Source organism: Bacteroidota bacterium, from assembly GCA_038746285.1.
Classification (GTDB): domain Bacteria; phylum Bacteroidota; class Rhodothermia; order Rhodothermales; family JANQRZ01; genus JANQRZ01.
Genome location: JBCDKT010000008.1, coordinates 59,910 through 82,866, shown reverse-complemented (window position 1 = coordinate 82,866; position 22,957 = coordinate 59,910). Strand labels below are relative to the sequence as shown.

17 protein-coding genes are annotated in these 22,957 nt (G+C 69.3%); 7 read left to right on the top strand and 10 right to left on the bottom strand.

Annotation, left to right across the window (positions count from 1 at the left end):
• Positions 1–106 precede the first annotated feature (106 nt).
• The 7 genes from AAGI91_04370 (at position 107) to AAGI91_04340 (ending at position 11,141) form a co-directional block, all read left to right on the top strand.
• Positions 107–1,207: a carboxypeptidase regulatory-like domain-containing protein gene (locus tag AAGI91_04370; GenBank protein MEM1041845.1), complete on the top strand. Its 1,101-nt coding sequence runs from the start codon at positions 107–109 to the stop codon at positions 1,205–1,207.
• A gap of 140 nt (positions 1,208–1,347) precedes the next feature.
• A complete protein-coding gene (gene smc, locus AAGI91_04365) occupies positions 1,348–4,875 on the top strand; it encodes a chromosome segregation protein SMC (GenBank protein ID MEM1041844.1) in 3,528 nt (1,175 codons plus the stop codon).
• A 352-nt stretch (positions 4,876–5,227) separates the two neighbouring features.
• Positions 5,228–5,998 carry a sulfotransferase gene (locus tag AAGI91_04360; protein MEM1041843.1) on the top strand — a complete coding sequence of 257 codons (771 nt, stop codon included), beginning with the start codon at positions 5,228–5,230 and terminating at the stop codon, positions 5,996–5,998.
• Positions 5,999–6,007: 9 nt separating this feature from the next.
• The gene (locus AAGI91_04355) at positions 6,008–6,394 is read left to right on the top strand and encodes an NFACT RNA binding domain-containing protein (GenBank protein MEM1041842.1); all 387 of its coding nucleotides are present in this window, start codon (positions 6,008–6,010) and stop codon (positions 6,392–6,394) included.
• Between the two features lie 74 nt (positions 6,395–6,468).
• Complete coding sequence (locus tag AAGI91_04350; protein ID MEM1041841.1) at positions 6,469–7,743, top strand: hypothetical protein; 1,275 nt, start codon at positions 6,469–6,471, stop codon at positions 7,741–7,743.
• 44 nt (positions 7,744–7,787) lie between these two features.
• The gene (locus AAGI91_04345; protein MEM1041840.1) at positions 7,788–9,341 is read left to right on the top strand and encodes an acyl-CoA carboxylase subunit beta; all 1,554 of its coding nucleotides are present in this window, start codon (positions 7,788–7,790) and stop codon (positions 9,339–9,341) included.
• 129 nt (positions 9,342–9,470) lie between these two features.
• Complete coding sequence (locus tag AAGI91_04340; protein ID MEM1041839.1) at positions 9,471–11,141, top strand: transglycosylase SLT domain-containing protein; 1,671 nt, start codon at positions 9,471–9,473, stop codon at positions 11,139–11,141.
• Positions 11,142–11,160: 19 nt separating this feature from the next.
• Here the strand turns inward: AAGI91_04340 and AAGI91_04335 are convergent, their stop codons facing one another.
• The 10 genes from AAGI91_04335 to AAGI91_04290 form a co-directional block, all read right to left on the bottom strand.
• Positions 11,161–11,739, bottom strand: coding sequence for an aminodeoxychorismate/anthranilate synthase component II (locus tag AAGI91_04335; GenBank protein ID MEM1041838.1), 579 nt, complete (start codon positions 11,737–11,739; stop codon positions 11,161–11,163).
• Complete coding sequence (locus tag AAGI91_04330) at positions 11,736–13,334, bottom strand: anthranilate synthase component 1 (GenBank protein ID MEM1041837.1); 1,599 nt, start codon at positions 13,332–13,334, stop codon at positions 11,736–11,738. Before AAGI91_04330 ends, AAGI91_04335 begins: the two co-directional genes overlap by 4 nt.
• Positions 13,331–14,347, bottom strand: a complete 1,017-nt coding sequence (aroF, locus tag AAGI91_04325) for a 3-deoxy-7-phosphoheptulonate synthase (GenBank protein ID MEM1041836.1) — start codon at positions 14,345–14,347, stop codon at positions 13,331–13,333. The genes AAGI91_04330 and aroF overlap by 4 nt, the downstream gene beginning before the upstream one ends.
• A gap of 289 nt (positions 14,348–14,636) precedes the next feature.
• Positions 14,637–16,211 (bottom strand): T9SS type A sorting domain-containing protein, encoded by a 1,575-nt coding sequence (locus tag AAGI91_04320; GenBank protein MEM1041835.1) that lies wholly within the window; start codon positions 16,209–16,211, stop codon positions 14,637–14,639.
• 159 nt (positions 16,212–16,370) lie between these two features.
• On the bottom strand, positions 16,371–17,333 hold the full coding sequence (locus tag AAGI91_04315) for a hypothetical protein (GenBank protein MEM1041834.1): 963 nt from the start codon (positions 17,331–17,333) through the stop codon (positions 16,371–16,373).
• A 245-nt stretch (positions 17,334–17,578) separates the two neighbouring features.
• On the bottom strand, positions 17,579–18,289 hold the full coding sequence (locus AAGI91_04310) for a succinate dehydrogenase iron-sulfur subunit (protein ID MEM1041833.1): 711 nt from the start codon (positions 18,287–18,289) through the stop codon (positions 17,579–17,581).
• An 82-nt stretch (positions 18,290–18,371) separates the two neighbouring features.
• Entirely contained in the window at positions 18,372–20,114 is a 1,743-nt protein-coding gene (gene sdhA, locus AAGI91_04305; protein ID MEM1041832.1) for a succinate dehydrogenase flavoprotein subunit, read from the bottom strand.
• 66 nt (positions 20,115–20,180) lie between these two features.
• Entirely contained in the window at positions 20,181–20,774 is a 594-nt protein-coding gene (locus AAGI91_04300) for a succinate dehydrogenase (protein ID MEM1041831.1), read from the bottom strand.
• Positions 20,775–20,860: 86 nt separating this feature from the next.
• Entirely contained in the window at positions 20,861–21,262 is a 402-nt protein-coding gene (gene sdhC, locus AAGI91_04295) for a succinate dehydrogenase, cytochrome b556 subunit (GenBank protein ID MEM1041830.1), read from the bottom strand.
• 180 nt (positions 21,263–21,442) lie between these two features.
• A complete protein-coding gene (locus tag AAGI91_04290; protein MEM1041829.1) occupies positions 21,443–22,588 on the bottom strand; it encodes a citrate synthase in 1,146 nt (381 codons plus the stop codon).
• Between the last annotated feature and the right edge of the window lie 369 nt (positions 22,589–22,957).

Genomic DNA, 22,957 nt, shown 5'->3' with positions numbered 1-22,957 from the left:
ACCTGTGATCGAATCCGATGTCGTGATGCCCAGGGAGCGCACAGGTTCAGCGCCTCGCTGGACGGCAGCCTCCGCTTCGCACCTACCCACTCGACTTCTGAATCCGATGAACCGCTTTTTTTCTCTCTGCCTCTTCGCCCTGCTGCTCGCGGCCACCGGCTGCGACTCCGGCTCCGAAGACGATACCGTTACCGTAAACGGCACCATCACGAACGCCACCGGCCTCGGCGTCGACGACGCGACGGTCACCTTCAGCGCCGACGGCACGGCCGGGCGCGGCTCTGCTGAGAACGCCACCACCGACACCGACGGCAACTTTTCCATCGAGGTCCCGGACGGCTCGTACACCGTCACGGTGACGGCCCCCGGCTACACCGCCACTACGTCCACGATCACTACCGGCGGCGAGGACCTGGTGACGACGCTGCGGGGTCCCTCCAACCTCTCGGGCCGGATCGTGAACTCCCAGAACGGCCAGGCGCTCGCCAACGCGCGGGTCTCGTTCACGCGCGGCACCGGCGCGGCCGTGGACACCTCCGAGGCCGCCATCGACCTGGAGGTGGTGACCGATGCCGACGGAGCGTTCAGCATCAGCGGCGCACCGACCGGGACCTACCTCTGCGTCGTCCGCGCCGACGGCTTCGTGCCGACGCTGCTGCCCGACGTGACCTTCGAGGACGGCGAGACCAACCTCGGCGATGCGACGGCGGTCGAGCAGCCGCCCGCCGGAGCCTACCGCATCGTCCTCTCGTGGGGCGCGGCCCCGCGCGACCTCGACTCGCACCTGACCGGCCCCGACGGACAAGGCGAACGCTTCCACGTCTACTACCTTAACCGATCGGATGAGCTTGCGGACCTCGACACGGACGACACGTCGGGCTTCGGCCCCGAGACGATCACGCTGAGGCCGGACAATGACGGGATGTACCGCTACTCGGTCTATAACTTCTCTGAACAGTCGCTGTCCGGCTCGCAGGGCATCGCGGGCGAGATCGAGAACTCGGCGGCAGCGCGCGTGCAGGTCTACACCGAAGATGGTCTCGTGCGCGACTACCGCGCCCCCGCCTCTGCGCCGGGCGACACATGGCGCGTCTTCGAGCTCAACGCCAGCGGCGGCACCGGGACGCTCACCGACGTGAACCAGTACGTCGACGCCAGCGGCTCGGGCGACATCGGGACGTTCCGCTCGGCCCCCAAAACGCCGTAGGTGACCTTGCGGGCAAAGCGCGGCGATGGAGGCCGGGTACCTACGACGGTGCCCGGCCTCGCGCGTTGCGGTTCACGCACTGCGCTCCGGGGCGTGCGCTATCTTCCACCACCTCCCGCCTCCCGCCGCGCCCGGCCTCCATGTATCTGAGCAGTATCGCCCTCCACGGGTTCAAGAGCTTCGCCGACAAGACGGCGGTCCACTTCGACCCCGGCGTCACCGCCATCGTCGGCCCAAACGGGTGCGGGAAGTCCAACATCATCGACGCCGTCAGGTGGGTCCTCGGCGAGCAGCGGGCGCGGCTGCTGCGCTCGGAGAAGATGGAAAACGTCATCTTCAACGGGGCCGGCACACGGCGCGCCCTCGGCCTAGCCGAAGTCTCGCTCTCGATCCACAACACGCGCGGCGTCCTCCCGACCGAGTACACCGACGTCACGATCTCGCGCCGCCTCTACCGCTCCGGCGAGTCGGAATACCTCCTCAACGGGACCGTCTGCCGCCTCAAGGACATCCTCGACCTGTTCATGGACACGGGGATGGGCGCGGGGGCCTACTCGGTGATCGAGCTGAAGATGATCGAGGACATCCTGAGCGAGAACGCGGCCGACCGGCGGCGGCTCTTCGAGGAGGCCGCCGGGATCACGAAGTACAAGCTCCGCCGGGGGCAGGCGCTCCGCCGCCTCGACACGACGCAGGCCGACCTCACGCGCCTCGCGGACCTGACGGATGAGATCGAGAAGAACGTCCGCAGCCTCTCCCGGCAGGCGACGAAGGCGCAGCGCCACCAGACGCTCCAGGAGCGCCTCCGCACGCTCGAACTCGGCCTCGCCGCCGCCGACTTCGCCCGGCTCGATGCCGAGCGCCAGGCCCTCGACACGGACGCCGGCGCGCTCCGCGACCGCGTCGCCGAGCGGACGGTACAGCTCCAGACGCGCGAGGCCGAGGCCGAGGCCCTGCGCACCGCCCTCCTCGACCGCGAGCGCGCCCTCGCTGAGCACCAGCGGGCTCTCAACGCGCACGTCGAGCAGATCCGCACGGCCGAGGCCGAGGTCCGCCTCGCCGAAGAGCGCCGCGCCGCCGCCGAGGCTGCCCTCGACCGGCTGGGCCGAGAGGCCGACGCCGACACCGCTCGCGCCGAGACGCTCCGGGCCGAAGCCGAGACGCTCGCGGAGCAAGCCGAGGAAGCAACTGCCGCTGCTGCCGAGGCTGAGGCGCACCGTGCCGAGCGGGATGGGGAGCACGAGACGGCGGAGGCCGGTGCCGACGCCGCTCGCGCGCAGCTTGGCGAAGCGCAGGCCGCAGCGCGCCACGCCGCCGACCGCCTCGCCGGAGCCCGCGCCGACCTCGACGCGCAGCGCCAGCGCCGTGCTCTTCTCGAAGACGAGGTGCAGCGCATCGAGGCCCAGACCCGCGAGGTCAAAACCGTGCTCGCCGAGACCGAGGCGCGGACCGAGGCCACAGCGGCAGCGCGCCAGGCCGCCGAGGCCGCACGCGCCGAAACTGAGACCGCGTTTACTGAGGCCGAAGCCGAGGTCGCATCGCTGGACGGTCAGCTCGGTACCGTAGCCGAATCGCTCCGCGCGGCTCGGCGGCAGTACGACGCGGCGACGGCCGAGGCCGACATCCTCCAAAGCCTGCTCGACAGCTACGAGGGGTTCTCCGACGCCGCCCAGACCCTCCTCGCCGCGCCTGACGGGCCAGCGTGCACCGTCGCCGATCTCCTCGCCTGCGATGCCGGATTGCGCCCTGCCGTGGACGCCGCGCTCGGGCCGCTCGCCGACGCGCTCGTCGCCCAGACCGAGGCCGAGGCCCACGCCGGTCTCGCCCGGCTGCGCAACGAGCAGGCCGGGCGCGCCACGTTTCTCGTCCTTGACCGGCTGCCGGAGCGCCCGCCCCCGCCCCTCTCCGCAACCCCGCCCGGCACGACCCCCCTCGCCACGTCCGTCCGCACCGACGCCGCCCACGGTCGGCTCCCGCGCGTGCTCCTCCAGAACGTCTTCCTCGCAGGCTCGCTCGCCGAGGCCGAGGCGCTGCACGCCCAGTACCCCGCCGCCCGGTTCGTCACGGCCGAGGGCGAGTGGGTGAGCGGGAGCCTCGTCCACGCCGGGGGCGACCAGGCGTCGGCCTCCGCCGAGCGGCTCGGGCGGCGTGAGCAGCTCGACGCAGCGCGCGCCCAGGCCGAGGCCGCCCGCGCCGAGAGTGACGCCCTCGACGCCGACGAGCAGCGCCTGCGCGCCGCGCGCGAGGCCCTCGACCTCGGTGCCCGCCGGGCGGCGGCTCGGGAGGCCGAGCGGGCGCTCGACGCCCGCGCCCGCGAGGCCGGGCAGGTCGAGTACGAGGCCGCCGCCCAAGCGCGCCGCCTGAGCGAACTCGCGGCGCGGCGCGCGAAGCTCCAGGCGGAACTCGACGACGCGGCGACGACCGCAGGGCTAGAAACTGCGCTCACTGAGGCGACGGCCGCGCACGAAGCTGCCGCCCAGGCCCGCGCCGACGCCGAGGTGGCCTACAGCGCCGCCGAGGCCGCGAGCCGCGCCGCCCTCGCCCGCTTCAGCGAAGCCAACCTCGTCGCTGTCCAGGCCCGCACCCGCCTCGACGCCCTCGGGCGCGACCGCGACCGCACCGACCTCGGGCTCGCCGACCTCGCCACCCGTGACGACGAGCGGCAGGCCGAGGCCGGGCGTCTGCGCGCGAGCCTCGACGAAGCCGCCGGACGCATCGCCACGCAGTCGGCCCAGGCGACCCGGCTGCGCGACACCAAAGCCGACCTCGACCAGGCCGTCACGACCGCCGAGACCGACGTCTCCGACGCCCGCTCCGCGATCTCGGACACCGACGCCCTCCTGCGCGAGGTCCGGCGGCTCCGCGAAGAGGCCCAGCAGGCGCAGGGCGCGGGCGAGATCCGGCGGACCGAGATCGGCACCCGGCTCGAAGCCATCACCGAGCGCGTGTGGGAGGCCTACGGCGTCGCCCCCGGCGAGATCGAGGTCCCGCCCGACTTCGACGCCGACGAGGCCCGCCGCGAGGTCCCCGACCTGCGCGCCAAGCTCCGCACCATCGGTGCCGTCAACGAACTCGCGCTCGAGTCCTACGAAGAGGAAAAGCAGCGCCTAGAATTTCTACGCGAGCAGCAGCACGACCTCGAACAGGCCGAGGCCTCGCTCCGCTCGACGATCCGGGAGATCAACGCTACGGCCTCCGCCCGCTTCAATGAGACCTTCTCGGCCGTCCGCCGCGAGTTCCAGCGCCTCTTCAAAGACCTCTTCGGCCAGAACGCCTCGGCCGACATCGTCCTCGCCGGCGACGACCCGCTCGAAGACCCCATCGAGATCCGCGCCCGCCCGAAGGGCAAGAAGCCGAGCGCCATCACCCAGCTCTCCGGCGGCGAGAAGACGCTGACCGCGATCGCGCTCCTCTTCGCCATCTACCTCGTCAAGCCCTCCCCGTTCTGCATCCTCGACGAGGTCGACGCCCCGCTCGACGACGCCAACGTCGAGCGCTTCATGGGCCTCATCCGCGCCTTCGCCGAGAGCACGCAGTTCATCCTCGTCACCCACAACAAGCTCACGATGGAGGCCGCCGACCGGATGTACGGCGTGACGATGCAGGAGGAAGGCGTCAGCAAGCTCGTCGGCGTCCGCTTCGACGAGGTCCTACCCGAGGCAGCATAATGCTCGGTACAACCGAATGTTGTTGTGTTCTTGCCCTCTGTGCACGACAAAAGTCGTGTGGACCGCAGACGGCGGACGGCAGACCGCCGCTCGGTGCTCAAAAACTGCGGTCCGCGGTCCGTCGTCCGTGGTCTCCTTTAGGCGATTGCAAGTTTTGTCGTGTACTGAGGTTCCTGCCTCACAACCAAATACGGTTGTGAAACTGCGATATGTCTCGCCAGACTCTACTTCCGCGTCTCTCTTTCCGCCCGTGGGCTAGCGCACGATGAAAGGATTTGCCAGAAATGCAGTCCGGCGGGTTCGGGGTCGCGTGGGGGCGCTCCGCAAGCGCCTGCTCGACAGGCAGCGCGCGATGCCCGACTTTATCATCATCGGGGCGCAGAAGGCGGGGACCTCGTCGCTGCACTACTACCTCAGCCAGCACCCGCAGGTGATCGCGTCGTCGGTCAAGGAGGTGCACTACTTCGACAACCACTTCGAGGAGGGGCTGCTGTGGTACAAGGCGCACTTCCCGCTCCGGTCCCGGGTGCGGCGGCGCGAGCGGGAGCTTGGAAAGCCGGTTCTGGTCGGCGAGGCGAGCCCGTACTACCTCTTCCACCCGCACGCACCGCGCCGCATCCGCGAGGCGCTGCCGGAGGCCAAGCTGATCGCGTTCCTCCGAGACCCTGTCAAGCGGGCCTACTCGCACTACCAGATGGGCGTGCGCCGAAACAAGGAGTCGCTCAGCTTCGAGGAGGCCGTCGAGCGCGAACGCGAGCGCCTGCCGGGCGAGACCGTCAAGATGCTCGCCGACGAGCATTACCGGAGCGAGTTCCACCAGGTCTATTCCTACGTCGAGCGCGGGATCTACGTCGACCAGCTTGAGGTCTACGCCGAGCTGTTCGGCCGCGACCAGCTTCTGGTGATGCCGAGCGAGGCCCTGTTCGCCGACACCCAGGCGACGGTCGACGCGGTAACGGACTTCCTCGGCCTGGAGCGCGCGCCGCTCACGGACGTCGAGCCGAAGTGGGTGGGGACCTACAAAAAGAAAGCGGCGCTCCCGCTCGAAGACGAACTGCGGGCGTTCTACGCGCCCCACAACCAGCGCCTCTACGAGTTCCTCGGGCGCACCTTCGACTGGTAGCCCGCACCGATGCCTCGCTCCCCGCGACCGCCCGCCGCTGACTACGAGACCTTCGAGGCCGAAGGCTACGCCATCCTCGTCGGCCGCAGCGCGCGCGACAACGACCGGCTGACGTTCAAGGTGGCCGACCCGCAGGACCTGTGGCTCCACGTCGCCGGGACGCCTGGCAGCCACGTCATCGTCCGCAACCCGGACAAGGGGGACGTGCCGAGGCCAGTCGTGAAGCGGGCGGCGGAGCTAGCGGCGTTCCACTCGAAGGCGAGCGCGGCAGGCGGCAAGGTGACGGTCCACGTCTGCCGCGCCTGCGACGTGCGCAAGCCGCGCGGCGCGAAGCCCGGCAGCGTCACGCTTCGGCGCTTCGACGAGGTCAAGGTCTACGTGCCCAGCGCGGTCTGAGCGCCAGCACGCGAACGCCGCCGCGTCTCGCGTTGGCGGGGGTACCTTCTGCTTTTCCTCGTCCGACCCGCGCCATGCCCCTCGCCGACGCTCTCCGCCGCCACCTAATCCAGCAGTTTCCCGCCGACCGCGCCTACGACCGGGCCGCGATCCACGCCGACGCGATGCCGCCGCTCGTCGCGGCGTTTCTCGACCAGACGCTCGACCGGTGGACGGCGATGCAGCGCGACCGCCTCCGCTCCAACTGGTTCGACTTCGAGGACGGGGCCGTCCGCGAGGCGGAGACCCGGCTGTTCGACGCGCTCGGGCCGACGGCCCGCGTTCCGGCGGCGGCGTGGGAGAGCACGCTCGGCGGCGCGGTAGACCTCGTCGTGCGCTTCCTCACGATTCCCGCGCGCGCCCTCACCGACGCCGTCTTCGAGGGCGAGCCCGACCCGCTGCCTGCCGAGACGGTCCGCGAGCGTCTGATCCTGTTCGACGCCTACCCCTATCTCGCCGAGGCGGCCCGGGCGTATCTCGACCAACCCCACCTCGACACCGTTGCTCCGGATGACCTGTTCCACGTCCTCGACCGCGCCGACCGGCGCAAGGTACAGGGTTACGAGGCGCACGGCTGGCTGACGCTGCTGGGTCCGCTCTTCGACCTGGCCCGCTCGGTGCCGGCACTGGGCGGCGTACCGGCCAGCGTGCTGCGCGACTTTTTCGAGGCGAAGGGGGCAGACGCGCTCGCCGAGCGGGTGGGCGAACGCGGCGTGCCGGAACTCGACGAGGCGGCGCTGCGGGACGCGCTGGGGTCGGAGGACGGCGAGCAGAAGGCGGAGAACGGAGAACGGAGGACAGAGGACGGAGGGCGGACGACAGGAGAGGACGGTGAGCATGTGGCTGCGGGAGCGGCGGACGCGTCGGTACCGCTGTGGCAACGGTTTGCGCGGGAGGGCGGCGACGGCAGCGTGAACGCCCGCTTCGAGGACCGGACGCCGGACCTTGCCGCGCCCGCGGACCCCCCGCTCTGGCAGCAGTTCTCCGCGCCCGATGCCGAGCCCTCCGCCCGGCCGCCTGCGGCGAAGGTGCCTGCGCCAACCTCGGACGGAGACCAAGCGCTTGAGGAGTTGGAGGGGCGCGTGCTCGGGCGCACGACTTCGGGGCAGCGGTCGCGGTTCGTCGAACACCTGTTCCAGGGCAACGCTGGGACGTACGCCACCGTGCTGCACGCCCTCGACGCTGCCGCGTCGTGGACCGAGGCGTCGCAAATCATCGCCCGCGACGTGTTCCGTCCGTTCCGCGTCAACATCTACGGCGAGCACGCCGTCGCCTTCACCGACGCCGTCGAAGCCCGCTTCCAGGGCTGAGGGCTATCTTCTCGCTCGCCCTCCCCGCTCTAGCTGACCGCCCCATGTCCGACGCCCCCGACCTGATCGACGACCTCCGCCGCCGCCGGGCCGAAGCCGCGCTCGGCGGCGGCGAAGCCCGCATCGCCCGGCAGCACGAGAAGGGCAAGCTCACCGCCCGCGAGCGGCTCGACATCCTCCTCGACCCCGGCTCGTTCCAGGAACTCGGCACCTTCGTCCGCCACCGCCGGACCGACTTCGGACTGGAGCACAACAGGCCCTACGGCGACGGCGTCGTGACCGGCTTCGGGACCGTCGATGGGCGGACGGTCTACGTCTTCAGCCAGGACTTCACCGTCTTCGGCGGCTCGCTCGCCGAGGCGCACGCCGAGAAGATCGAGAAGATCATGGAGCTCGCGCTCGAGAACGGCGCGCCGGTCATCGGGCACAACGACTCGGGGGGCGCGCGCATTCAGGAGGGCGTCGACTCGCTCGGCGGCTACGCCGACATCTTCCTGCTCAACACGCTCGCCTCGGGCGTCGTCCCGCAGATCTCGGCGATCCTCGGGCCGTGCGCGGGCGGCGCGGTCTACTCGCCAGCGATCACCGACTTCGTCTTCATGGCGCAGGGCACGAGCTACATGTTCGTCACCGGCCCAAACGTCGTGAAGACGGTCACGAATGAGGAGGTCACGCAGGAAGAACTCGGCGGGGCGGAGACCCACGCGTCGAAGTCCGGCGTGGCGCACCGGGCGTTCCCGAACGAGGCTGCCCTTCTGCTCGGCATCCGCGAACTCCTCGGCTACCTCCCCCAGAACTGCGAGGACGGCGTCCCCCTCGTCCCGACCGACGACCCCCACGACCGCGCCGACGAGGCGCTCGACACGCTCGTTCCCGAGAACCCCAACAAGCCGTACGACATCCACGACGTCATCAAGCGGGTCGTGGACGACGGGCGCTTCTTCGAGATCCACCCGGACTACGCGGCCAACCTCGTCGTCGGCTTCGCCCGGATCGGGGGGCGCTCGGTCGGGATCGTGGCGAACCAGCCGGCGGTGCTCGCGGGCGTGCTCGACATCGACGCCTCGCTCAAGGGCGCGCGCTTCGTGCGGTTCTGCGACGCGTTCGGGATCCCGCTCGTCGTCTTCGAGGACGTGCCGGGCTTCCTGCCGGGGACCGACCAGGAGTGGCGTGGGATCATCAAGCACGGGGCCAAGCTGCTCTACGCGTTCTGTGAAGCCACCGTGCCCAAAGTCACTGTTATTACAAGGAAGGCCTACGGCGGCGCGTACGATGTGATGAACTCGAAGCACATCCGCGCCGACCTCAACCTCGCGTGGCCGACGGCCGAGATCGCGGTGATGGGGCCGAAGGGGGCCGTCGAGATCATCTACCGCAAGCAGATCGCGGAGGCCGACGACCCCGCCGCCGCCGAAGCGCGCTTCACCGAAGGCTACCGCGAGAAATTCGCCAACCCCTACGTCGCCGCCGGGCGCGGCTTCATCGACGACGTGATCGAGCCGCGGGAGACGCGAAAAACACTCGTGCGGGCGCTTAACATGCTGCGCGACAAAGTTGATACTAACCCACGCAAGAAGCACGGAAACATTCCACTCTAGCGGTGCCAAACGAGACCGCAGCCCGGAGCTAGAATGCCCACAACTTTTTGCCTTGCAGCACTTGAAGCGGAGTCCTTAAAGTTTTAGTTTAAGGGCCTCGTCTCCCGTCCTCCCTTTTTTTACTACCTCATGCCGCGTTTTTTCGCTCTCGCCGCCCTGCTCGGTCTGCTCTCAGTCCCCCTCGCTGCGCAGGACCTCCCGGCCGACCTGACCACGCTCGCCGTGCGGCCGGCAGAGCCGATGGCGTCGCCGACCGCGCAGTGGATTCAGCGGACGCTGGGCGATGACGGCGTCATCGGGGCCGGCGACTCGCTCTCGGCACCGGAACTCGCCCGGCGCATCGCGCGGCTCTACGGCAACCAAGCGGCCATGCTGACGGCCGAGGTCGAGGGCGACACCGACCGCTACGAGCGTACGCTCAACCGGGCGATGCTGGACCTCCGCGACCTCGCGCAGCGTCCCGGCGTGCTGGACCAGGCGCGCTTCCGCGAACTCTACCGCTCCGTGCTGACCGAGTACGAGCAGTACCACGGCCCAGACCCCGACCTCGCTATCGAGCGCGGCGACGTCTTCGCGCTCCGCGCCGACATGTTCGCCGAGGCCGCCCGCCTCGACGAGCCACTCCTGGAAGACGTGGACCTGCCGTCGTCGGTCATGGCGACCTTCCCGATGGAGATCAACCGCGCCGTCGAGGGGCACATCCGGTTCCTACTGCGCAAGCGCGGGCACGTCCGCTCCGTCCGCCACCGGGCTGAGACCTACTTCCCGATGATCGAGCAGGTGCTGGCCGAGGAGGGCGTGCCGGACGAGCTGAAGTACCTCGCCGTCGTCGAGAGCGCGCTGAACCCGCGTGCCCGGTCGTGGGCCGGGGCGGCGGGGATGTGGCAGTTCATCCCGGCGACGGGCCGCCACTCGGGCCTGACGGTGACGCGCGAGTGGGACGAGCGCCTGGACCCCGAGGCCGCCACGCGCGCCGCCGCGCGCCACCTGAACGAACTCTACGCCATGTTCGGCGACTGGCAGCTTGCCATCTCCGGCTACAACTGCAACCCGTACCGCATCAAGCGCGAACTGCGCAGGGCCGAGGAGCGCCTGGGCCGGAAGGCGACGTTCTGGGACATCTACAACCACATTCCGCGCGAGACGCGGGGCTACGTCCCGGCCTTCATCGCGACGGCGCTCATCATGTCCAACCCCGAGGCGTTCGACCTGCCGCCGGTCGGGGCCGCGCCGCGCTACGAGTTCGACCTCATCGAGGTCAAGGGCGGGACCACGCTCAGCGCGGTCGCCGAGCGGGCCGGGACGAGCCTGCAAACGGTCCAGGCCCTCAACCCGGCGCTGCGTCGCTCCCGCGTGCCGCGCGCGACCTCTCAGATGATCCGCATCCCGGCAGGCCACTACGCTCGCCACGCCGACGGCCTCGACCGTCTCGCTCCGTCGCGCTCGGCGACGGCTGCCCGGACGGTCGCCTACCGGGGCGCGAACCGCCGCGTGATCGGGTTCGCCTCGGCGCAGGACAACGCCCGGCTGAGCGCGCCGTCGTCGGCTCCGCTCGTGCCGGTCTCCGAAGTGGCCGAGAACGTCCGCCGGGCGGCCACGCCGGCGCGCGCGTCGGAGTCGGCCGGCTCGGAGACGCAGCGCATCCGCTACCGCGTCCGGCGCGGCGACACGCTCGGGCGGATCGCGCAGCGCCACGGCGTCACGGTGCGGCAGCTCCGGGAGTGGAATAACATCCGCGGCTCCATGATCCGCATCGGCCAGCGGCTGACGATCCACAAGGCGCGCAGCAGCCGGGGCTAGAGCGGCGCTTCTATCCCGTTCACTGGGCTGCCCAGGCGAGGACGTTTTCCAGCATGCGGCCCCCGTCAGGCGTCAGGATGCTCTCGGGGTGGAACTGGACGCCGGCCAGGCGGTCGGCGTCGCTGTCGGCGGCCATCACGAGGTCGCCGCACGTCGCGCGCACCGTCAGCGCCTCGGGCATCCGGGTTGCGACGAGAGAGTGGTAGCGGGCGACGCGCAGCGGATTCGAGAGGCCCGCGAACAGGCCGGTCCCATCGTGCTGGATGGACGAGGCTTTGCCGTGGACGATCTCGCCGGCACCGCCCACCTCGCCGCCGAGCGCTTCGACGATGGCCTGGTGCCCGAGGCAGATGCCGAAGATAGGCACGCGGCCCCGCGCCAGGCGCACGAGCGGAAGGCAGCACCCGGCCTCGGCGGGCGTGCCTGGGCCGGGCGAGAGCACGACCAGCCGAGGCGCGGGCAGCGCGAGCGCCCGGTCGAGGGCGTACTCGGCGGCGACATCGTTGCGCCACACCTCGACGCGGCAGCCGCGGCGGCGGAACTCGTCGACGGAGTTGAAGACGAACGAGTCGAAGTTGTCGATGAGGAGGATGTTCACGCGTCTCGGTCCTCTGACCGGGTCTCTGCGGCGCGGCCGAGGGCGTCGAGGACGGCCTGCGCCTTGCGCTGGGTTTCGAGCGTCTCGCCGGCGGGGTCCGAGTCGTGGACGACGCCCGCGCCCGCCCGGACGTAGGCCCGCCCGTCCGTGACGACGGCGGTGCGGATCACGAGGGCGCTGTCCATCTCGCCGTCGGAGGTCAGGTACCCGACCGCCCCGCCGTAGGGCCCTCGCCGCGTGGCTTCGTACCGGCGCAGCAGCGTCGCGGCCCGAATCTTCGGTGCGCCCACGACGGTGCCCATGTTCATACTCGCCGCGTACGCGTGCAGCGCGTCGAGGTCGTCCCGAAGCCGCCCTTCGACGTAGGAGACGAGGTGCATCACATGGTGGTAGCGGTCTACAGTGAGGATGGCCGGGGCGTGGCGCGTGCCCGGGACGCTGACGCGGGCGACGTCGTTGCGGGCGAGGTCGATGAGCATCATGTGCTCGGCCAGCTCCTTCTCGTCGAGCCGGAGCCTCGTCTCGATGCGCCCGTCGAGGTCGGCGTCGATCCGCCCGTCGGCGTGCCGGCCGCGCGCGGCCGTGCCCGCGATGGGCCGGATCTCGACCGTCTTGGGCGAGCCGCTCACCTTGAGCGCCGTCTCCGGCGAGGCACCGAGCACGGTGTGGTCCGGCCCCCGGACGTAGAACATGTACGGGCTCGGGTTCAGCGCCCGGAGCCGGGCGTAGGCCGCGAGCGCGTCCGCGCAGGGCGTGGAAAAGGTCCGCGACGGGACGATCTGGAAGACGTCGCCGCGCGTGATGTGCTCCTTGCACCGCAGCACCAGGTCCCCGAACCGGTCGTCGGAGAGGTCTGGCACCGGCGGCGTCGCCTCGGGCGCAGGCGGTGGAGGATTTGGAGTAGGGCAGCGCTCGACGGCCTCGGTCAGCGCAGCGATGGCTGCGCTGGCGTCGTGGTACCGCTCCTCGGCACCCTCCCCACCCACCACGAGCGCGAGGAGCGTGGCTGTGCCCCGACGGTGATCGAGGGCGATGACCCGGTCGGGAAGCCAGAACTGGAAATCGGGAAAGCCGAGCGGGTCGGCCTGCTCGTCGGGTAGACGTTCGAACGTGCCCAGGAAGTCGTACGAGAAGACGCCCGCTGTCAGCACGGCGTAGGGGTGGGTCTGGCCAAGCCGGGTCCAGCCGGTGGCAAGCGCGCGCAGCGCATCGAGCGGCGTCGGCGCGTGCAGCCGGGCCTCTTCGCTCGCCTCGGTCGGGGACGGCGGGAAGACAGCGACGAGGCCGTCCGCGTTCTGGTCAACCGATTCGGCGCGTGCGCGAAGCCGGTCGGCGAGATGCGGGAGGGCAGCAGCCCCATTTCCGCCGAGCGCACGGATGGTCACCGTGCGGCCCCGGCAATCGGCGCGGAGCGCCGCGCGGGTGACGAGGAAGCTGCGCTCGGCCTCTTTCGTGGAGGCGTCGAGCGATTCCAGCAAGAGCGTGTCGGGCGCATCGCCGGTGAGGTGGCGGTAGAGCGCGAGCGGGTCGGGGGCTGAGGCGAGGGTGCGCTCCAGCGAGAGCACGCCGCCGGGGCCGGGAAGCGGTGTCTTCATGCGACGGTTTTGCCTACGGCGGCGGCGACGCTCCGCACGCTGTCCATGAGGGTCCGAAACTGCGCCGGGTAGAGCGACTGCTGGCCGTCCGACAGGGCCTGCGCCGGGTCGCGGTGGACCTCCACGATCAGCCCGTCGGCTCCGCTCGCCGCAGCGGCCAGCGACATCGGCGTGACGAGGTCGCGGTCGCCGGTTCCGTGCGAGGGGTCGACGAGCACCGGGAGGTGGCTGCGCCGCTTGATGACCGGGACGGCGTTGAGGTCGAGCGTGTTGCGCGTCGCCGTCTCGAACGTCGTGATGCCGCGCTCGCACAGGATCACGTTCGGGTTGCCCTCGGCCAGGAGGTATTCGGCCGCGTTGAGGAGGTCGTCCACGGTGGCGGCCATGCCGCGCTTGAGGAGGACGGGCTTGCGGCTCTGGCCCAGCTTCTGGAGGAGCCGGAAGTTCTGCATGTTGCGCGCCCCGACCTGGAACGCCGCCGCGTGGCGGTCCACCAACTCCACGTCGCCGACCTCGACGACCTCGGTGAACGCCGGGAGCCCGACTGCGTCCGCTGCGCCCCTGAGAATCTGCAGACCTTCGGCCCCCAGGCCCTGGAAGCTGTACGGGTTGGTGCGCGGCTTGAAAGCCCCGCCGCGCAGGGCGTGGGCCCCAGCGGCGGCGACGGCCTCGGCCGTCTCGCGCATCTGATCGGCGCTCTCCACCGAGCACGGCCCCGCCACCACGACGAAGTTCGAGCCCCCGACCGGCACCCCGCCCACGTCGACGATCGTGTCGTGGGGATGGAGTTGCCGGCTCACCAGCTTGTACGAGGCCAAAATTGGCTTGACGCTCTCCACCATCGGGTGGTTTTCGAGGTGGAGCTCGCCGAGGACCCGCTCGTCTCCGAGCGCGCCGAGCACGACGCGCTCGGTGCCGGGCATGTGGAGCGGCTTCAGGCCCGCCGCTTCGATTTGGCTGAGGAGCGCGTCCGCGTCGTCGCGGGTCGCCTCGGCTTTGAGTACGATGATCATGCGCTGATGCTACGTGTGGAGTGAGTGAGGTCGTGGCCTTCCGCGAGGCCAAAAAGAAAGCCCGCCGAGGAGCGGGCCAGGGAGAAGGAGGATGTCTGATGCGTCGCCTACGCGATGTACCTACCGCTCCCTCTCCGACCATGCCACCACCACCGCGCCGGACGAGCGCCCGTGAGCGCCGCCGTGCAGAGGGTGGACAGGAGGAGGTTGCGAGGCATAGCTCTGAAGCTATCGATCAAAGCAGGCGCTGTCAACGCCTCCGTCCGCTTCGGGACCGATGCCGCCGGGGCTATCGCAGGAGCAGCACCTTCGTCGCCTGCCGCCGCCCGTCGGCCTCCAGCACGACGAGGTACACCCCGCTCGCCAGGCGCGCGCCGCCCAGCGTCGCTCGGTGCGCCCCGGCTGGCATTTCGCTGTCGGCCAGCACCGCCACCTCGCGCCCGAGCACATCCACCACCGAGAGCCGCACGGTCCCGGCGTGCTGGAGTTCAAACGGCACGGTCGCCGAGGCGCTGAACGGGTTCGGGTAGGCCGCGCCGAGCGCGAAGCCCGCCGGCTGCGCCGGGGCCTCGGCCTCGCCGTCGGTCAGCAGACGCTCGTTCGAGTCGAAGCGGATGACTGTCCCGACCGGCGGGGTGGTGCCGTCACCGGCGAGGTCGGCCAGTACCGTCCCCTCCAGGCCACCGATGGGCGCGACGAACCGGTTGCTCGCCCCCCGGTAGCAGAAGTCGACGTAGTAGTTCTGGCTTCGGCAGTCTTCGTCACCAGGTCCAGGGTCGACCTGCGTGTCGCCGTCGGTCTCCGGGTCGTAGATCGCACCGGCACCGCCGAAGGTGTTGGCCGCAGCCGCGAAGAGGTCATAACCGTCCGGGCGGGCGGGCATCGTCCAGAGCACGCGCTGCGTGACGGGCAGCGCGAGGGTGTCGGTCCCTGCGATGACGGCTTGCTCGGCCGGAAACACGTCGGCCCACTGCGCGCTCGGCTCGGTGTTGTCGAGCGGTCGGAGGATCGGGATCATCCGCACGTCGTCGTTCGGATCGTCTTCCGTGCCCACGTTCCACAGCTCGAACGGGACGGACGCGATGAGGTCGTTGCCGCCGGGCACATTGGCCGAGTAGACGCCGAGGCACGCGCCGTCGGTCGCGCACGCCTCGGTGAAGCGCATCTCGAAGTTGTCATCGTCCACCGCCTCGATGTTGCGGAATAGGTCACCGAGGCTGTTGTCAGGGTTGGTGAGGACGTAGTCGTCGGTGGCGTTGGGGCTGAGCCAGACGGTGTTGCCAGGGTAGTCGGCGGCGCAGCCGGGGTCGTCCGCGTCCGGGCAGACGGCCCCGTCTGGGTTAGCGACCTCGATGATGCCGACGCTCTGCCCGAAGTTGTCGCTGGCGTAGAAATAGGACTGGAAGGAGCGGCTCTCGGAGTAGAGGCTGGTGCTGAACCCGTCGACAGCCTTGACGCGCCAGTAGCACGTGGCGACCTCGTTGAACGTGTCGCAGGTGGCCGACAGGTTCGGCTCCTCGGAGAAGAGCACGCGGCGGTCTGAGAAGTTCGGATCGGAGGCGATCTCGACGCGGTACCCCTCGGCCTTCGGTACCGCCGTCCATGCCAGCGGTGCGCCGACCTCGACGAAGAGGGTGCCGTCCTCCGGGCCGAGCAGCGTCGGCGTGTCGAGGAGGCCGGGGGCTGGGATCGGCGGGGCAGGCTCGAAGAGGCGGTCTTGGTCGTAGCGGAACTGCACAGCGTCGGAGGCTTCCTGGAGGAGCGCGACGGAGGCGAGACGGTCCGCGCCTTGCTTGAAGAGAAGCGCTATGTCGAACGTCCGCGCCTCGCCAGGGGCGAGCCTAAAGGCGGGCGACGAGATCATGTTGCGCCGGTCGCCGGACGGGTTTGAGACGCCGGTGCCTATTGGGTTCTCTTCGCTCCAGAACGCACCCGTGACGGGGTTACCGGAGAACGCCCAGGTGGTGGTATCGCCGTTGGTCTGATAGCCGCTGCCGAAGGCTGTCAGGGGCGTACCGTCGCCCTAGAACCCTCGCATGAAATTATACTTCAGAACGCCGGTATCGGGATCACCCGTAGCAGGGTTGACGCCACCTTGGAAGTACATCGAGCTTGCGCCTCCGGTGAGGAGATCGTAGCCGACTGCAGGCGGCGGCGTACCGTAGACGGCGTCCTCGTTCTCTGCGTTGTAGGCGAACGCCATCGAGCGTGTCGAGTCGCTCCCGATAAAGTCGTCAGACGCGTTGCCGAGGTCGGGATCGACGAAGAGTGTGAGGTAGGCGTCTTCGAGCGGCTGCGTGTTGCGGTTGACGAGCTCATAGCGGTAGAACGTGTGCTGCTTGAGCCCGTCCTCCGCCGAGGCGAACGCCGAGACGCACACTTCCAGCCCGATGGGCAGCGTCTCGCTCTCTAGGTGCTCACCACCCACGTCGTTCATCACCCAGAACGCGGTCTGGTGCCCATAGATGAGCGGTCGGTCGCCGGCTTCGAGGTCGTAGTTGTCGGGGTCGCCGTCGCCGTCAACCACCGGCGCGCCGAGGTCGACGGGCCACTCGGCGAGGTCGGCTGGGGCAGCGCCGGTCTCCTCGTACTGCTGCACGTCGAAGACGTCCACTACCCAGATGCGGTCGAAGGAGGAGCAGTCCTCGGGGTCGGGCAGCGTCGCGCCTTCGTCGAGGGGGCCGGGCCAGAACTCGAAGTCCTGGTAGCGTGATCCGGCGGTGCGGAGTTCTCCGTCTATCAGTCCGCCGACCCAGATGCCGGCGGCGAAGAGGGGCGGCGTCCCGTCGTCTTTGGGAACGATGTAGCCGAGGCCGTTGGTGGTCGAGCCGCCGTAAAAGAGGCTGCCGGTGTTGAAGAGGCGGGCCTGCACGTCGGCGATGTCGAGGTCGCGTTCGGCGGTGCCGGTAGCGCAGGAGCCGGGCGTCTGGGCGAAGGCCGGAGCGGAGAGGAGCAGGGCGAGGAGGAGCGTAGCAGGAAGGCGCATAGGGAAATGCATAGAGGTGATGAGCAGAAGTACCCCAAGAAAAAGGGCCCACCATTACCATGTAAGGCAAAACCCCGTGCCCACAGTACGCACCTCTGTTACACACCTCCGCCGCCCCGGACCAGGTCCGAAGCGGCGGGGTGTGCAAGCAGTGAGTAGGATTTCGTGTCGCTCGTTTGCCGAGCGTGTCCCGGGGGACGTCGGCCCATTATACACCCGATGGGCGGCGGGTTCCAACCTGGCGTCTAGTACCGCGCGGTGATGGACTTGCGCTTGAGCGCCGAGAGCCAGCGCGTGATGTCGATCCCTTTCGGGCAGGCCTGGACGCAGTTGAAGATCGTGTAGCACCGCCACAGCCCGTCCTTCGAGTCCACGACCTCGAGCCGGTCCTCGGTGCCCTGGTCGCGGGAGTCGAACGTGTAGCGGTAGGCCTTGAGCATGGCCGCCGGGCCGAGGTAGTCGGGGTCGGCCCAGGTGCTGGGGCAGGAGTGGGTGCAGGCGCCGCAGAGGATGCACTTGGTCGCGTCCTCGATCACGGCGTGCTGCGCGGGGCTCTGGCGGCGCTCCTTCTCCGGCGGCGGCGCGTGGTTGACGAGCCACGGCATCACCGCCCGGTACTTGTCGAAGAAGTTGGTCTGGTCCACGACGAGGTCCTTGACGACCGGGGCCGCCGGGAGCGGCGCGAACGAGATCGTCCCGCCCTTGTCGCCGACGAGGTCCTGGACGAGGATCGAGCAGGCGAGCTTGTTCTCGCCGTTGATCTGCATGGCGTCGGAGCCGCAGATGCCGTGGGCGCAGCTCTTGCGGAAGGTCAGCGACCCGTCCATGTGCCACTTGATGTAGGTCAGCAGGTCGAGCGCCCGGTCCATCGGGTCGGCCTCGACGGGGTAGGTCTCCCAGTGCGGCTCGCTGTCCTGCTCCGGGTCGTAGCGCTTTATTTTGACCGTAATCTGCATAGCTGGGGGATGGGAGTACGGGAGGGCGGGGGTGTGAGAGGGGGCTACTCATCCAGACCCCCATCCTCCCCCACACCCATACTCAATACTTTCTCTCTTTGGGTTGGAAGCGCGTGATGATGACGCTCTTGTAGTCGAACCGGTAGTCGCCGTCGTCGGACCAGTAGAGCGTGTGCTTGAGCCAGTCGGCGTCGTCGCGGTCGGCGTAGTCCTCGCGGAGGTGCGCGCCCCGGCTCTCGGGGCGGTTGGCGGCCCCGGCGGCGATCGACTCAGCGTAGTCCACCATGAACCCGATCTCGACGGCGTCCATGAGGTCGGTGTTGAACTTCGCGCCCTTGTCGCCGACGACGACGTTCTTGGCGCGCTGGCGTAGCTCTTTCAGGTCCGAGAGCGCCGTCGACAGGGTCTCGTCGTTGCGGAAGACGGAGACGTTCGCCATCATCGTCTCCTGGAGGTCGGTGCGGATCGAGACGGCCTTCTCGCCCTCGGTGCGGCTGCGGATGGTCTCGAGCATGTCGCGCGTGGTCGCCTCGGCGTCGTCCGGGAGGGCGCGCTTCTTGGTCCCGTCGCGCTTGATCTCGTCCGCCATCGCGATCCCGGCGCGGCGGCCGAAGACGACGAGGTCGAGCAGCGAGTTGGTCCCGAGGCGGTTGGCCCCGTGGACGCTCACGCAGGCGGTCTCGCCGATGGCGTAGAAGCCGGGGACGACGTCGGCCTCGCGGTCCGGCCCCTGGACGACCTGGCCGTCGACGTTGGTCGGGATGCCGCCCATCGCGTAGTGGCACGTCGGCGCGACCGGGATCGGGGTCTTGACGGGGTCGATGCCGAGGTAGACGCGGCTGAACTCGGTGATCTCGGGGAGCTTGTGCTCCAGCACCTCGGTGCCGACGTGGGTCATGTCGAGCACGACGTGGTCGCGGCCCTGGATGCCGCGGCCCTCGCGGATCTCCTTGTAGATGCACTGGCTGACCATGTCGCGCGGGGCGAGGTCCTTGACCGTCGGCGCGTAGCGCTCCATGAAGCGCTCGCCCTCGGAGTTGCGCAGGATGCCGCCCTCACCGCGCGCGCCCTCGGTGATGAGGATGCCGAGGCGGTAGAGGCCCGTCGGGTGGAACTGGACGAACTCCATGTCCTGGAGCGGGAAGCCCGCCCGGAGCGCGATCGCCATCCCGTCGCCGGTGCCGGCGTGGGCGTTCGAGGTCGTCTTGAAGGCGCGCCCGTAGCCGCCGGTGGCGAAGCAGGTGATCTTGGAGTGGAACGTGTGCACCTCGCCCGTCATGATCTCGTAGGCCACGATCCCGACGACCGCGCCGTCGTCGTCCCGGACGAGGTCGAGCATCTGGAACTCGTCGTAGAACTTGACCTCCTTCTGGGTGCATTGGTCGTAGAGCGTGTGGAGGATTGTGTGGCCGGTACGGTCGGCGGCGTGGCAGGCGCGGCGGACGGCGGCCTCGCCGAAGTTGCGCGTGTGCCCGCCGAAGCGGCGCTGCGAGATCAGCCCCTCCTGGTTGCGGCTGAACGGGACGCCGTAGTGCTCGAGCTCGATGATCGTCTTCGGCGCGTCGCGGCACATCTGCTCGATGGCGTCCTGGTCGCCGAGGTAGTCCGAGCCCTTGACGGTGTCGAACGTGTGCCAGAGCCAGGAGTCCTCCTCCTCGTTGCCGAGCGCGGCACCGATGCCGCCCTGGGCCGCGCCGGTGTGCGAGCGCAGCGGGTGGAGCTTGGAGACGACGGCCACGTCGGCCCCGCCTTCGCGGGCGTAGAGCGCCGCCATCAGGCCCGCGCCGCCTGCGCCCACAATCACGATGTCATGCGTAAAAGTCATAGCGTTGCGGTTAGTGCAGAGGCAGGGGCGCAGCGTGCTGCGCCCGTACAAGGTTTGCCCTCACTTCTACAGGTTCAAGCCCGCCACCGTCACCGAGTAGGTGCCGATGACGAAGAGCACGAGCGCGAGGCCCCACGAGAGCGTGATCGCCGTCGCGCGGGCGAGGTCGTTGCGGACGTAGTCGGTGATGATGTTGTTGAGCCCGTAGAAGCCGTGGTGCAGGGCGAAGAGCAGGAAGAGGATGTTGAAGCCCTTCCAGAGCACCGCGTAGACCGGGTCGGCGAGGCGGAGCATGAGGATGTCGTAGGGCGTGGCACCGGCTTCCTCGGCGGGCGGATGCGTCGGGCCGGGGATCTCGCCGGCGCTCGGGTCCGGGCGCTCCTGGGCCGGGACGACCGGGCTGAACGGGGCCTGCCGCTCCTGCATCGCCCGCTTGCGCGCCGCGACGGCGGCGTTGGCCTCGTCGGAGTAGCGCGGCAGGACGCCCTGCTCGGCCTGCTCGGCCGTCACCACGTCGTGCGAGATCGAGGCCGTGGTGCGGTCGTAGTGCTGGACCCAGAAGTGGGTGATCAGCAGGAAGACGAGGAAGGTCCCGGTGATCCGGTGGAGGAACCACTGGAACGCACTCGACCGGGCTGTTTTTCCGTATTTGCTAGGCATCAGAGGACTGGCTTTCAGCTATTGGCCGTTGGCTATTAGCTGAGGGGTGAGAACCAAGAGCTAACAGCCAGAAGCTAACAGCCCATTCACGAACCGTAGTGCGAGATGAGCGCCGCGATGCTCGGGTAGCCGCCCACGATGAACAGGAGCGCGGCCACGCCGCCGAGCGTCCAGAACAGCCGCTTCTGGTTCGGGCTCCACCCGAGGAAGTCGATCAGCACGATCCGCAGCCCGTTGAGCGCGTGCCACACGACGGCCCCGAGGAGCATGAACTCGCCGACCTTGAAGATCGGGCCGTGGTACTCCGTGATGAGCGCGTTGTAGGCGCTGGCGTCGGTGATGGCCTTGAGGCCCCACACATGCGTGACGAGGTAGCCGACGAGCGCGAGGCCCGTGAGCCGGTGGAGCATCCACGCGAACATCCCCGTTCGGATTTTGTAGCGTGTGAATGCCTTCGGCTTGTACTCCTGGACGGTGGACGTATACATAGCAGCGGTTTGGGTGGGATCGTGGAGCGTCTGAGGCTCACATCGGGGCAAACCTGATACCGGAATGTAAGGCGAGACCGGGCGCGGCACAAATGGGAAAGAGCAGAAGCGGATCGGGGCCGCGCGGGGGCCGCGCTGCTCTGACCTGCTTCTGCTCTTGCTGGGTGTCCGCTTCGGGCGCTAGCGCTCGGCGATCGGCGTGACGGTCTCGCCGCGCGGGCCGACGTACTCGGCGCGGGGGCGGATCAGGCGGTTGTCCTCCCACTGCTCCAGGAGGTGGGCCGTCCAGCCGGTGACGCGCGAGATGGCGAAGATCGGCGTGTAGAGGTCGCGCTCGATGCCGAGGAGGTGGTAGACCGACGCGCTGAAGAAGTCGACGTTCGGGTAGAGGCCCTTCGCGTCGTAGACCTCGTCCATCATCGTCTTCGAGGTCTCGTACCACCAGCGGTCGCCCTTCTCGTCGGAGAGGTCCTCGAGCATGTCGCGGAGGATGACCGCGCGCGGGTCGTAGGTCTTGTAGACCCGGTGGCCGAAGCCCATGAAGCGCTCCTTCGCCGCGAGCTTCTCCTGGACGTAGGCCGCCGGCGTCTGGCCGGACTCCTTGATGTCGATCAGCGTCTCCATCACCTTGATGTTGGCCCCACCGTGGAGCGGGCCCTTGAGCGCGCCGATGGCACCGGCGACGGAGGAGTACATGTCCGAGAGCGTCGCGCCGATGACGCGGCAGGTGAACGTCGAGGCGTTCAGGCCGTGCTCGGCGTGGAGGACGAGGGCGGCGTCCATCACGGCTTCGGCGCTCGGGCCGGGGGCCTCGCCGTTGAGCATGTAGAGGAAGTCGTACGCCATCGAGCCCTCGCCCTTCGGCGCGACCGGGTCTTTGCCTTTGCGGACGCGGTCGAAGGCGGCGACGATCGTCGGCATCTTAGCCGTCAGCCGGACGGCGTTGCGGTAGTTGGCCTCGCGCTCGTGGCTCTCGACGTCTGGGTCGAAGTCGGCCAGCATGCTCGTCGCTGAGCGGAGGGCGGACATCGAGTTGGCGTCCTTCGGCGTGTGGTGCCGGAGGTGGTCGAGGACCTCGGGCGGGAGCGCTCGCTCCGACTGTAGCTGACGGGTTAGCTCGTCTAGCTCCTGCTGGTTCGGGAGGCGGCGGTTCCAGAGGAGGAAGGCGACCTCCTCGAACGAGGCGTTCTTCGCGAGGTCCTTGATGTCGTAGCCGCGGTAGAGCAGTTCGCCTTCCTGGCCGTTGATGTACGAGAGTTCGGTGTCGAGCGCGACGATGCCTTCGAGGCCGCGAACTTTGACGGGAGCGGGGGCGGAATCAGCCATAAGACGCGAAGCAGACAGAGTGGTAGAGACCAGAGAAACCCACGGCGCGCCGGCGTAACGGACCGGACCGTTTGGCGCGCGCACAGGGTCAGGAATATACGTGAGGCCCCGCCGGGCTCCGGGGAAATCTCGTTAAGACAGGCAGCGGTGCGGCCAGGCAAAAGCCCTGTTCAGGTCCGGGGTGCATCTCGGCTGCGGCGCAGCCACCGGGAACGGCCGGGGAGCGGCCTGGGTACTTGGAGGCGACGCCGCGACGCACGTACCTTTGCGGCGTCTGCTCTCCCGCTCAAGCACCCTCTGGGAAGCGACCCTTTTTAGCTGTAGCCGCGCCCGGCCGACCCTAGTACTGTGGACCGGCCTCTCAGCGCG